General features: G+C 24.9%; 11 protein-coding genes. 3 read left to right on the forward strand and 8 right to left on the reverse strand.

From position 1 onward, the window contains the following. The first annotated feature begins 963 nt into the window (after positions 1-963). Positions 964-1,596 carry a cAMP-activated global transcriptional regulator CRP gene (crp, locus tag FD726_RS02655; protein WP_159990050.1) on the forward strand — a complete coding sequence of 211 codons (633 nt, stop codon included), beginning with the start codon at positions 964-966 and terminating at the stop codon, positions 1,594-1,596. A 117-nt stretch (positions 1,597-1,713) separates the two neighbouring features. On the opposite strand, the gene trpS is transcribed toward crp, so the two are convergent. From trpS to bioH, 5 genes are all read right to left on the reverse strand, one after another. Beyond that, positions 1,714-2,709, reverse strand: a complete 996-nt coding sequence (gene trpS / locus FD726_RS02660) for a tryptophan--tRNA ligase (protein WP_159990051.1) — start codon at positions 2,707-2,709, stop codon at positions 1,714-1,716. A gap of 97 nt (positions 2,710-2,806) precedes the next feature. Then, positions 2,807-3,490 carry a ribulose-phosphate 3-epimerase gene (rpe, locus tag FD726_RS02665; protein WP_159990052.1) on the reverse strand — a complete coding sequence of 228 codons (684 nt, stop codon included), beginning with the start codon at positions 3,488-3,490 and terminating at the stop codon, positions 2,807-2,809. A 349-nt stretch (positions 3,491-3,839) separates the two neighbouring features. Beyond that, positions 3,840-4,937 (reverse strand): 3-dehydroquinate synthase, encoded by a 1,098-nt coding sequence (aroB, locus tag FD726_RS02670; RefSeq protein WP_159990053.1) that lies wholly within the window; start codon positions 4,935-4,937, stop codon positions 3,840-3,842. Positions 4,938-4,980: 43 nt separating this feature from the next. After that, positions 4,981-5,508 carry a shikimate kinase AroK gene (gene aroK / locus FD726_RS02675; RefSeq protein WP_159990054.1) on the reverse strand — a complete coding sequence of 176 codons (528 nt, stop codon included), beginning with the start codon at positions 5,506-5,508 and terminating at the stop codon, positions 4,981-4,983. A gap of 724 nt (positions 5,509-6,232) precedes the next feature. Next, positions 6,233-7,003 (reverse strand): pimeloyl-ACP methyl ester esterase BioH, encoded by a 771-nt coding sequence (gene bioH / locus FD726_RS02680; protein ID WP_159990055.1) that lies wholly within the window; start codon positions 7,001-7,003, stop codon positions 6,233-6,235. A 196-nt stretch (positions 7,004-7,199) separates the two neighbouring features. Between bioH and FD726_RS02685 the strand changes: the two genes are divergently transcribed. Next, positions 7,200-7,778, forward strand: coding sequence for a NifU family protein (locus tag FD726_RS02685; protein ID WP_159990056.1), 579 nt, complete (start codon positions 7,200-7,202; stop codon positions 7,776-7,778). A 205-nt stretch (positions 7,779-7,983) separates the two neighbouring features. Here the strand turns inward: FD726_RS02685 and asd are convergent, their stop codons facing one another. Further along, positions 7,984-9,102 carry an aspartate-semialdehyde dehydrogenase gene (asd, locus tag FD726_RS02690; protein ID WP_159990057.1) on the reverse strand — a complete coding sequence of 373 codons (1,119 nt, stop codon included), beginning with the start codon at positions 9,100-9,102 and terminating at the stop codon, positions 7,984-7,986. A gap of 191 nt (positions 9,103-9,293) precedes the next feature. On the opposite strand from asd, the gene FD726_RS02695 reads away from it, so the two are divergent. Next, complete coding sequence (locus FD726_RS02695) at positions 9,294-9,887, forward strand: YhgN family NAAT transporter (protein WP_159990058.1); 594 nt, start codon at positions 9,294-9,296, stop codon at positions 9,885-9,887. A gap of 235 nt (positions 9,888-10,122) precedes the next feature. Here FD726_RS02695 and rpoH read toward each other — a convergent pair whose 3' ends face one another. Beyond that, positions 10,123-10,980, reverse strand: coding sequence for an RNA polymerase sigma factor RpoH (gene rpoH / locus FD726_RS02700; protein WP_159990059.1), 858 nt, complete (start codon positions 10,978-10,980; stop codon positions 10,123-10,125). 378 nt (positions 10,981-11,358) lie between these two features. After that, positions 11,359-12,564 (reverse strand): signal recognition particle-docking protein FtsY, encoded by a 1,206-nt coding sequence (gene ftsY, locus FD726_RS02705; RefSeq protein ID WP_159990060.1) that lies wholly within the window; start codon positions 12,562-12,564, stop codon positions 11,359-11,361. Positions 12,565-12,626: the final 62 nt, after the last annotated feature.

Here is a 12,626-nt window from a genome sequence, read left to right on the forward strand (position 1 = left end):
AAGTTGGCGTTATTAATGTATATATTGTATAGATTGAAAAGTTATAGATAATAATAAATTAATTAATGATGATACTAAATATACAAAATGTTTGCAATAAATTTTGGATAAACAAACTAGTTATTTATAATTATTTGCTACATTTTAGATATATTTATTTTGGTTAATAATTATGTTAGTTTAGTTAATGTAATATTAAAAATATTTTATTATAAATAATACTGTAGAAGTTTTTTTATATTTTACTAATTTAATAAACTATTATTTTTCAATAATATAATAATTATTCCATTAATATGATATTTCTAAATGTTGAATTAATAAAAATAAATTATTATTCTAATTTTATATAAAATTGATTTTTTATCATACTATAGTATTTGTAAAACATATTAATGACTTGTTTATAAATACAAAATTGATAATTATCTTAAGTTAAATATACTAAACTTTTCAAAAAATAAGTAAGTAATTATAATTGTATATTACAAAATAAAATTAATTTTATAACATATAGTAAAATTGCATTATTATTAGAATAAAGGGTCATATAAAAAATCACTTAATAGTACAAATTTTAAAAAAATAGATTCAATGATATAATTGTATTTTTTGTAAGATTATAAATATACTGGTAAAAATTTAGAACTTATTTCTATGCTGTTTATTTATAAAGTTACTATAATATCTACATCGTAATATTTTATTTATAATTAAATTATTGAAAATAATAGTAATATTATAAAGAAATTTAAAATTATGAAATTATTTATAATAAACTAAACAAATTATTTTACAAAAGTAAGTAATTTTTAAAAATATTACTTATGAATATACTAAAGAATAATTTTTATTAAAAATCAATTAAATATTGTAAAAAAACAAATCATTATTAAGTTAATACAAACAAAATGTTATTACCCGTATTTTTTTGGGCATGATTAAAACAGAGGATAATATCGAATGGTTTTCGGCAAACCACCAATAGACCCTATACTTGAATGGTTCCTTTCTCATTGCCACATTCATAAGTATCCATCTAAAAGTACTCTAATTTACCAAGGGGAAAAAGCCAAAACTCTATATTATATTATAAGAGGATCCGTTTCAGTACTAATTAAAGATATAGAAGGAAAAGAAATAATACTTTCTTATTTGAATTCTGGAGATTTTTTTGGTGAATTAGGATTATTTAAAAAAGATCAGGATCGTAGTGCTTGGGTACGTTCAAAAATTGCATGCGAATTAGCAGAAATTTCTTATATAAAGTTTCGTCAATTAATTCAATTAAATTCAGATATTCTTGTTAAAGTATCATCACAAATAGCATATCGTTTACAAATGACTTCAGAAAAAGTTAGTAATCTTGCATTTTTAGACGTAAAAACCCGTATTTCCAAAACTCTGTTACATTTAACAAAACAACCAGATGCAATGACACATCCTGAAGGAATGCAAATTAAAATTACTAGACAAGAAATTGGTCAAATAGTTGGTTGTTCACGTGAAACAGTAGGTCGTATTTTAAAAATATTAGAAGATAAAAAATTAATTTATGCTCATGGCAAAACGATAGTTGTTTACGGAACTAGATAGCTTTTTAAAATTAAAGAGATAACGGCATAATTATGTTTAGTATGCCGTTATTACCATTTAATTTATAAATTTATTATTCAATTCTTTATTTCTATAATTAAATATAACATGGCTATATTAAAAATAAAATCCTAATGCTTTGTAAACTTTCTCTATAGTTTCTTTAGCTTTTATCTTTGCTTTAAAAGACCCTTCGTACATTATTTGCTTTAGAAATGGTATGTTATTACGATAGTAATGGTAACGCTCTTGAATATTTGATAAAATTAAAACAATTTCATTTGAAACTTCATATTTCAATTGACTGTACATTTTATCTTTAAATTCTCTTTCTAATTCAAAAATTTTTTTGCCAGTCAAACCTGATAATATCTCTAGGAGATTAGACACACCTGCTTTTTCCTTAATATCATAGCGTATTATAGGAGGATTTTCAGAATCAGTGATTGCATGTCTAATCTTGCTTTTAACGGATTGAGCATCTTCTAATAGACCTATAACATTATTACGATTATAATCTGATTTAGACATTTTTTTGTTAATTTCTATAAGAGACATTACTTTTTTACCAGTATGAGATATCATGGTATCTGGAATTTTAAAAATATCTCCATAATTATCGTTGAAACGTTTAGCAATATGACGACATAGTTCTATATGTTGTTTTTGATCTTCTCCGACAGGTACTTTATTGGTTTGATATAATAGAATATCAGATGCCATTAATACTGGATAATTAAAAATTCCTACATTTGTATTATTTTTGTTCATTAATTTGTTTTTAAACTGCGTCATCCGACTGAGTTCTCCAAAATAACAAAAACAACTTAAAATCCAATTAAGTTGAGTGTGTTCAACTACGTGAGATTGCACAAAAACAATACTTTTATTAGGATCAATACCACATGCTAAATAAAGAGATAGAGTATCTAGAATAGACTTATTGAATAATTCATGATTTGGATGTGTTGTTAAAGTATGCAAATCTACGATGCAGTATATACATTCAAAATCATCTTGTATTCTAACCCATTGTTGAATTGCACCTAAATAATTACCTATAGTTAATTCGCCAGATGGTTGAGCAGCGCTAAAAACCACAATTTTTTTCATAATTAAATCCTAATTATTTAGGATAACAAAATTTTATTAAGAAACATAGATTTAGAAAAACTATTATATTAGCTAAATAATCATATTTTTAATATGTTTATTTTAATAATGAACTACTTTTTTCTATTTCCTGACGCATACAATCAATAACTTTTTTATAATTACTACTATCAAAAATAGCAGAACCTATAACAAACATATCAGCACCGCATGTGGCTATTTTCCCAATATTATCTATTTTAATTCCACCATCAACTTCGATAATAATATTATATCCATTTTCATCGATCATATTACGTACTTTACGCAGTTTTTCTAATGTATTAGGAATAAAGTTTTGATTACTAAAACCTGGATTGACTGCCATTAGAACAATTATATCTAATTTATCCATTAAATAATCAAGATAACTAAGAGAAGTGGTTGGATTGAAAACCAAACCAGCTTTACAACCATGTTCTTTAATCATTTGTATTGAACGATCAATATGTTCACTAGCCTCTGGATGAAAAGTAATATAATTAGAACCAACTTTAGAGAAGGATTTGATTAATGCATCTACAGGTTTAGTCATAAGATGTACATCAATTGGTGCAGTAATACCATAACTGCGTAAAGATTTTAAAACCATCGGTCCTATAGTAAGATTAGGAACGTAATGGTTATCCATAACATCAAAATGAATTACGTCTCCCCCAGAATCCAAAACATTTTTAATATCTTCACCTAGCATAGCAAAATTAGCTGAAAGTATTGAAGGAGCTAATAAATATTTTTTCATCTACATTTCCTGATTAATTCAATTTATCTTTCTATCTTTGTTGATAATAAAATTAAATTTTTAACACAATATTAATGATTAATTTTACTTACAATATACTTGTTTAAAATTTATATTTTATAGAAAATAAATAATATTAAAATTTTATTTTTCAAGAAATGAAATTTAATAAAATACATACATAATTATTTAATTTAAGATAGTATTCATATTATATTTTAAAAAATATGTTTTATGGTTATTTTAATACCTGTTATTACTAGTTGTTAGTATATAATAACAATTTATAATTTTGAATATAAACATAAAACATGTTTATACATAATATAATTATTTATTGAATTGTATATTAAATATGACGAAGTTGACAGCAGTCATTAATTGATTCTATTACTAATTTATCAGGTATATCATTACGCAATTCTGATATTCCAATAGATATAGGTATTACTAATCGCAATTGATTACCTGATATTATCTTCTTATCACGCATCATATAATTTAGATAATCTTGTGCAATCATTTCTATTGGACCATATATCGGTAAATTAGCTCTTTGTAACAAATTAATTATTTTATTAGCATTTTTTTTATTAAATTGTATTAAACGTTCTGCAGTACGTATAGCCATTACTATACCAGCTGAAACAGCTTCTCCATGTAACCATTTTCCATAACCCATACATGCTTCAATAGCATGGCCAAAAGTATGACCAAGATTTAATAATGCACGACATCCAGTATCACATTCATCATCAGAAACGATATTAGCTTTTAATTCACAACATTTACGGATACAATAAGTAAGTGCATTTTTATCTAATGACATTAATAAGTCAATATTTTGTTCAACCCATTGAAAAAAATCATTATCTAAAATAATGCCATATTTAATTACTTCTGCTAATCCTGAACTGAATTCTCTTGCAGGTAAAGAAGATAAAAAATCTGTATCAATAATTACTAATAAAGGTTGATGAAACGCACCTATCATATTTTTACCTAATATATGATTGACACCTGTTTTACCGCCTACTGAGGAATCTACCTGAGAAAGTAAAGTTGTTGGTACCTGAATAAAACTAATACCGCGCTGATAGATAGCTGCAGCAAACCCAGTAATATCTCCTATTACACCTCCTCCAAGAGCGATTAATTTTGTATCACGACCATAAGATGATTTCAGTAAAGCACTAATTATTTTATCAACTGATTTCATATTCTTATATTGCTCACCATCTGGTAAAATTACATATTCTACTTTTATTTTTGATTTTTCCATTAATGTCAATATTTTATTTAAATATATATGTGATAAAGTTTCATTAGTTACTATCATAACTTTATCACTAGACATTAAAGACCAAAAAGAAATATCATTACATAATCCAGAAGATATAATGATTTTATAACTTCTATTTCCTAATGAAACAGTAACTTTTTCCATAGACGTTATTACCTCTAGTATTTAATATTTTACTACTAAATTTTTAAAGGATTTCCTTTTCTAACATATATATAATCTGATTAGCGACAATTTTTGTATTTCTATCATCAGTGCTAATTGTAATATCAGCTATTTCTCTGTATAAAGGATTTCTTTCTTTAGCTAGATTTTTGAGTATTTTAACAGGTGATAAATTAACTTGTAACAAAGGTCTTTTTTTATCACGTTTTGTACGTGATAATTGTTTTTCTATAGTTGTTTCTAAGTAAACTACAATTCCACGAGCAGAAAGACAGTTACGAGTGTTTTGTGATTTTACTGATCCTCCTCCAGTAGCAAGTACAATACCTTGTTTTGTAGTTATTTCATTTATGATTTTTTCTTCACGATCGCGAAAACCTTTCTCTCCTTCAACGTCGAAAACCCAGCTTATATCTGCTCCAGTACGTCGTTCAATTTCTTGATCTGAGTCAAAAAATTCCATTTTTAGCTGTTGTGCTAAATGACGGCCAATGGTACTTTTCCCAGCACCCATAGGGCCAACTAGAAAGATATTACGTTTTTCTGCCATTTTTTTGTTGGTATTTATAAGATTTGTGAATGATATCCAGCATTTTACTAAGCTGGCCAGATAAAATAATTGACATATCATGTATGATTGTTAAGATTAGTTTTTCTATTATGAATAATACCAAGCTGATAATCAATTAAAATTATCTATCGAATAATTTTTAATTTTGTTTATATAACGATAACCAACTATTATCACATAATACAGACTATATTCATAGCATTATTTATGCAATAAAATTTTTATTCTTAATTTTCAAGCATATTTATTTTATATTAATTTTTTAATGATTATGTTTTAAGAACTATTATTAATATGAAAACAAGATAATATTAATATATAAATAATTTAAAAGTTTGATTGTTTTAGCAAAAAGATCATATTATTTACAGACAATTGATATGTATTTAAGGATATCTGATTTATTTTCCTAAAATATTTTTTCATAAGTACTTTATTTTAAATAAAAAATTATTTATACTGCGAAAATATCCATTGTTGTATTATTAATCTTATTAAATACATTCTAATTTAGTAGAACTGAATTATATAATTTAATTAATCAAAAATTAAACCATATGATCTTTTATATATTGTGTATTTCTTAGTCAAGAAGAAATTATTATTAATTGTCATGTAATTTTTAGATTAAAAATAAATAGATATTTTATGATATTTAAATTTTTATGATACAACTTATTACGTTTATTAACAAATTTAAATACTATTGATAATTAATTTTATTTAAAAAATTAACAATATGTTTATAAAAAATATCAGCATGAGAAATAAAAGGAATATGAGCCGCTTTGTCAAATGTAATAGAAGATGATTGCGGAACTATATTATCTAATATTGGAATAATTTGACGTGGAACTAAATTATCTAAAGCACCATAAATGCGTAAAAAAGGAATTTTAATTGAAGTCAATTCTTTTCTAAGATCTGTGGTAGCTAAAATTTTTAAACCATGATTCAATACATGTATTGATGGAATATGTTGAGAAAATATTATTTTTTTTAATTTTGTAATGTTAATATTAACATCTTTTGCTCCTAGTGTTTGTAATATTAAAAACCGTTCTATTGCTTGTTGTAAATTATTCTGTACATAATGTTGAAAATTATATAATATTTTTGGTTTGATACCCGGCCAATATTCTGTAGATACAAACTTTGGAGATGATGATATAGTAATAATACCACTTAAGTTTCTAGGTTCCATTAAAGCTAGTTTCATTGCTATTAATCCACCTAATGACCAACCAATAACTACTGATTTATATGGTAAAAAATTAATTAATTGTTTTGCTAATTCATTCAAGGTTACATCATTAAATACTTTATTTAGTCCATAACCGGGTAAATCAATTAGATATAAGCGAAACTCTTTTTCAAAAAAAGGAATGATAAAATTCCAAATTTCTGAGTTAATTGCCCAACCATGCAGGAAAACAAGATTTATATTACCTTTTCCATAAATTTTATAGTACATGTAAGATATTTGATTAAGTTTACATTAAGTTGAAAATATTTTTATACTTTATCTATATTAAATAAATAGCTTTATGATTTAGATAAAATATAATAATCATTATAAAATAAATATCAATATATTGTATATTTATTAAATATCAATCATACAATATAAAATATTTTTAATCTATTAAATAATAATTGAGTAATTTACAATGATGACAATTAGTGATTCTGCTATAAAATATTTTTTAAAATTACTAAATAAACAAGAAGATGGTACACAAATAAGAATTTTTGTAAATAATCCAGGTACACCCAATGCTGATTGTACTGTCTCGTATTGTCAGAAAAATAATATTAATTATACAGATACTAAATTAAACTTTAAAAAATTATCTGTTTATATTGATCCTATAAGTCTTCCCTATTTAAATTCAGCAGAAATTGATTTAGTAGTAGATGAATTTGGATCCCAACTTACACTAAAAGCACCTAATGCTACTAAAAATTATAAAACATCTAAAAATACTTCAATTTATACACAAATAGAATCCTTATTAAACACACAAATTAATCCTAGATTAGCAGTACATGGCGGATATGTATCATTAGTGGAAATTACTGATGAAAATTACGTTATTCTAAAATTTGGGGGAGGATGTAACGGGTGCTCGATGATCAATGTTACCTTAAAAGATAGTGTAGAAAAAGAGATATTGTTAGCTTTTCCTATTTTAAAAGGAGTGATTGATAACACTGAACACCTACGTGGAAAACATTCTTATTTTTAATATAATTATTAAAAATAATTAAATAACAACATTTAGTTAATATTATTTTGAAATAAGATTTTCTACAATATTATAGCAATGATCTGTCATGCCAATATTACTTATAAAATTAATATGTAATGTTTTGTGATTATTTTGTTTTTTAAATAGTATAATTATTTGATACATAAATATAATTAAGAACAGTTATCATAGTTATCTTTTTTTAAATATTATTATTAACTAATAAACATAACATACGTCTTATAGGTTCAGCTGCACCCCATAATAGTTGATCTCCAACTGTAAAAGCAGAAATATATTTAGGACCAATATTAAGTTTTCTTAAACGACCAATTGGTGTGAATAATGTTCCAGTAACTTTAGCTGGAGATAATTCAACCATAGTTACATCAGGATCGTTAGGAATTATTTTTACCCATTGATTATGTGAATCTATTATTTCCTCAATTTGCTCTAATGGTATATTTTTATTTAATTTTATAGTAAAAGCTTGACTGTGACATCTTAATGTACCGATACGTACACATAATCCGTCAATTGGAATAATTTTTTTGCTATCCAGAATTTTGTTGGTTTCTGATTGACCTTTCCACTCTTCCTTACTTTGACCATTTATTAATTTTTTATCTATCCAAGGAATTAAACTATTTGCTAGAGGTACGCCAAAGTTATCTGTAGGTAAAGCCCCAGAGTTAATAAAATTACTAATATTACGTTCAATATCTAAAATAATAGATGTAGGATTATTTAAATCTTTAGCTACATGGTTATAAATAGCGCCCATTTGTATTAATAATTCTTTCATATGACGAGAACCGCTACCAGAAGCTGCTTGGTAAGTAGCAACTGACACCCAATCGATTAAATTATTGGAAAATAAGCCACCTAATGCCATTAACATTAAACTTACAGTGCAATTACCTCCTACAAAAGTTTTAATACCGCTATTTATTCCTCTATAAATTACTTTATAATTAACTGGATCTAAAACAATAATTGTATCTTTTTGCATACGTAATATAGAAGCAGCATCTATCCAGTATCCTTTCCAACCTAAATCTCTTAGTGTAGGATATATATGTTTAGTATATTCGCTTCCTTGACAAGTAATAATTATGTCTAAATTTTTTAAGTGTTTTATATCAAAAGCATCGTAAAGGATATCATGTTGATTACCTCCAAAATTTGGTGATAACTCTCCTTGTTGTGAAGTAGAAAAAAAAACTGAATTAATGACATCAAAATTATTTTCTTCTACCATTCTAGACATTAATACTGAACCAACCATACCACGCCAACCAATAAAACCAACATTTTTCATATTATGTCCATTTTGAATTGTTCAAATGTTTAATTTTTTTTAAAGGAAAAACTAGATGTATTAATTTTACTAAGCTATGTGTAATAATTAAATACACATAGCTTTTATTTAAAAGCATATGGATTATTGATAAATAATTTACAAATTAACTAATAAAAATGTATTTACATTATAACCAAGGTATTAAATAAATGAACGAGATAATTTCTGGAACGATACTATTGTTATTAATTATGGATCCATTAGGTAACTTACCTATTTTTATGTCAATTTTAAAATATATTGAACCTAAAAGAAGGAAAATAATTTTAGTCAGAGAAATGATTATTGCTTTAATCATAATGCTAATATTTTTGTTTTCAGGAGAACCAATACTAAATTTTTTAAATTTACGTACAGAATCAGTATCAATTTCTGGAGGTATTATTTTATTCTTAATAGCGATTAAAATGATTTTTCCTTCATCTGAAGATAATAATACAGTGTTACAGGCAGGTGAAGAGCCATTTTTAGTTCCTTTAGCAATTCCATTAGTTGCCGGACCATCTTTATTAGCAACCTTAATGATGTTAGCTCATCAATATTCTAATCAAATGCACATTATTATAATTTCAATATTAATTGCATGGGTGCTAACGTTAATTATTTTATTACTTTCAGAACTATTTCTACACATACTAGGAGAAAGAGGTGTTAATGCACTAGAAAGGCTTATGGGATTAGTTCTAGTTATGTTAGCAACACAAATGTTCTTAGATGGTATTAGAGTTTATCTAAAATTATAATTTAATTATTTTTCATATATAGATATAAAACTTTGTATTTAAATTATTTTAAGTTATTTTTTATGATGATCTTAAAAATATTAATAATATTTTGTTTTAAATAAATTTTTTAAGGAATAATTCGGAAAATATATAATTTCTTAATGTAATTATTATATGAATATAATATAAAATGTATTGAATTTTTCTGATAACCAGAAAAACATAAATCTATATATTATAGATATGATTATTTTTAAGATTCAATTGCTATTCTTAATTTTTTCATTGCATTTTTTTCTAGTTGACGCACACGTTCTGCTGAAACACCATATTTATTAGCTAATTCTTGAAGAGTGGTTTTGTTATCTTCTTCAAGCCAACGTGTGCGTATAATATTTCTACTACGTTCATCTAAACTTTTTAAGGCATAATTTAATTTATCAGCTGCATGTATTCCCCAATTATTTTCTTCTATCCCATTTGCAAAATCAGAAGTCTTATCTTGTAGATAAAGTACTGGAGCCATAGATTTATCATCACTGCTTTCATCATTATTAAATAGATCAAAAGTCATATCTTGAGCAGCCATACGAGATTCCATTTCACGTACATCTCTACTACTTACCCCTAATTCACGAGCTACCATTTCTACTTCATCTTGGTTAAACCATCCCAGATGTTTTTTTGTTTTTCTTAAATTAAAAAAAAGTTTACGTTGAGCTTTAGTAGTAGCTACTTTTACGATTCGCCAATTCCGTAATACATATTCATGAATTTCAGCTTTAATCCAATGAACAGCAAAAGAAACAAGTCTTACACCAACTTCTGGATTAAATCTTCTTACTGCTTTCATTAATCCAATATTACCTTCTTGAATTAAATCAGCTTGAGGTAATCCGTATCCAGAATAATTACGAGCTATATGAACTACAAAACGTAAATGAGATAAGATTAATACCTTAGCTGATTCTAGATCTCCATGATAATGTAATTGTGTAGCTAAATGTTTTTCTTCTTCTGCTGACAACATAGGTAATATATTTGCAGCTCTAATATAAGATTCTAAATTACCTAATGGAGCTATAGTTAAATCTTGTGTCTGTTTTATCATTACGACTCCTTCATGGAATTAATATAAATAATTATACATTTTAGTTAATGTAAATCTTTTCATGAGAAACAAAGAAACAATTTTTAAATACGATAATTAATTATTGTTAGTAATATTTTTGATTATTTTACAATGAGATCACGAAAACAATTAACTTATATTTATAATAATAATGATAATATACAATAAATTATAGTAGATAATAGGACTATTACTCACCATGATATATTAATTTTTACGATAAACATAAAATCTGTGGATTTAATAAATAAGATATTATATTTCAACGTAAATTCTTATTAAGAAAAGTAATTATATTTACATATTGTAGAATTATAACATTTTAAAAAACAATATTAAATATAAATATTTAATTCTTTATTTATATTTTGGAAATATAGCATCAATAAAATCTTTAGATTTAAAAGATCTTATATCATTTAAGGTTTCTCCTGTACAAATATATCTAATAGGTACTTCTAATTGACTAGCTATGGAAAATATTACTCCACCCTTAGCTGTTCCATCCAACTTAGTAATGGTAATGCCTGTTAATTTGATGCATTCATGGAATAATTTTGCTTGAACAACTGCATTTTGTCCAGTATTAGCATCTATAGTTAACATTATTTCATGGGGAGCATGATGATCTATTTTTTTTACTACGCGAATAGTTTTTTTGAGTTCTTCCATTAATTGTGATTTATTATGCAGACGTCCTGCAGTATCTGCAATTACTATATCAATATTACGTGATTTAGCGGCTTGTATTGAATCAAAGATAACTGAAGCAGAATCTGATCCAGTAAATTGTGCAATTACCGGAATTTGATTTTGTTTTCCCCAAAATTGTAATTGTTCAACTGCAGCTACACGAAAGGTATCACCTGCAGATAGTATAACTGACTTTCCTAATTTCTTATAATAATGCGCTAATTTACCAATAGTGGTTGTCTTTCCAACACCATTAACACCTACTACTAAAATAACAAAAGGTTTAGTTTGATTTATTTCAATTGGAATATCTACTTTAATGAGTATATTTGCTAATTCAATTTTTAATAATTTGTATAGATCTTCTACTTCTGTGATATTTTTATTTCTTACTTGTTGTGAAAGTTTTTTAATTATTTTTTTAGTAGTTTCTATACCTATATCAGATAGTATTAATTGTTCTTCTAATTTTTCAAATATTTCATCACTTATTAAAGTTACCTGAAATATCTTATTTAAATTTATAGTTAAGTTTTGATGTGTTTTTATTAAACTATTTTTTAAACGTGTTAGAAAATTATGTTTTTCCTTAAAATCACTTCTTTGTGTGTTTGTATCAACAAAATTATCATATTGTGATTGTAAATCATTATTAACCGAATTATTTTTCAATTTTATGTCTATATTATTTATAATTGATATAGAATCTTTAAGTTTTATATTGCTCTTGTCATTATTTTTGTTATCATTTTGATTACAACAATAATATTTATCTGTACTATTGCTAATATTATTTTTCTTTTCTATTATTTTATTATGTTTTTTAAATTTTAACCAAGAAAAAAAATTATTAATTTCCTTTTTTACCATTTTATTTTGGATCCTTCTGGATTGATGTTAACATATTTTTATCGCAAAATTAGTTAAAAACT

It is taken from the genome of Pantoea sp. SoEX (assembly GCF_009829945.1).
In the GTDB taxonomy this organism is placed as follows: Bacteria; Pseudomonadota; Gammaproteobacteria; order Enterobacterales; family Enterobacteriaceae; genus Pantoea_C.

Coding starts and splice junctions, on each gene's coding strand:
- crp (WP_159990050.1), top strand. CDS start 964: ATGGTTTTCGGCAAACCACCAATAGACCCTATACTTGAATGGTTCCTT.
- trpS (WP_159990051.1), bottom strand. CDS start 2,709: ATGAAAAAAATTGTGGTTTTTAGCGCTGCTCAACCATCTGGCGAATTA.
- rpe (WP_159990052.1), bottom strand. CDS start 3,490: ATGAAAAAATATTTATTAGCTCCTTCAATACTTTCAGCTAATTTTGCT.
- aroB (WP_159990053.1), bottom strand. CDS start 4,937: ATGGAAAAAGTTACTGTTTCATTAGGAAATAGAAGTTATAAAATCATT.
- aroK (WP_159990054.1), bottom strand. CDS start 5,508: ATGGCAGAAAAACGTAATATCTTTCTAGTTGGCCCTATGGGTGCTGGG.
- bioH (WP_159990055.1), bottom strand. CDS start 7,003: ATGTACTATAAAATTTATGGAAAAGGTAATATAAATCTTGTTTTCCTG.
- FD726_RS02685 (WP_159990056.1), top strand. CDS start 7,200: ATGATGACAATTAGTGATTCTGCTATAAAATATTTTTTAAAATTACTA.
- asd (WP_159990057.1), bottom strand. CDS start 9,102: ATGAAAAATGTTGGTTTTATTGGTTGGCGTGGTATGGTTGGTTCAGTA.
- FD726_RS02695 (WP_159990058.1), top strand. CDS start 9,294: ATGAACGAGATAATTTCTGGAACGATACTATTGTTATTAATTATGGAT.
- rpoH (WP_159990059.1), bottom strand. CDS start 10,980: ATGATAAAACAGACACAAGATTTAACTATAGCTCCATTAGGTAATTTA.
- ftsY (WP_159990060.1), bottom strand. CDS start 12,564: ATGGTAAAAAAGGAAATTAATAATTTTTTTTCTTGGTTAAAATTTAAA.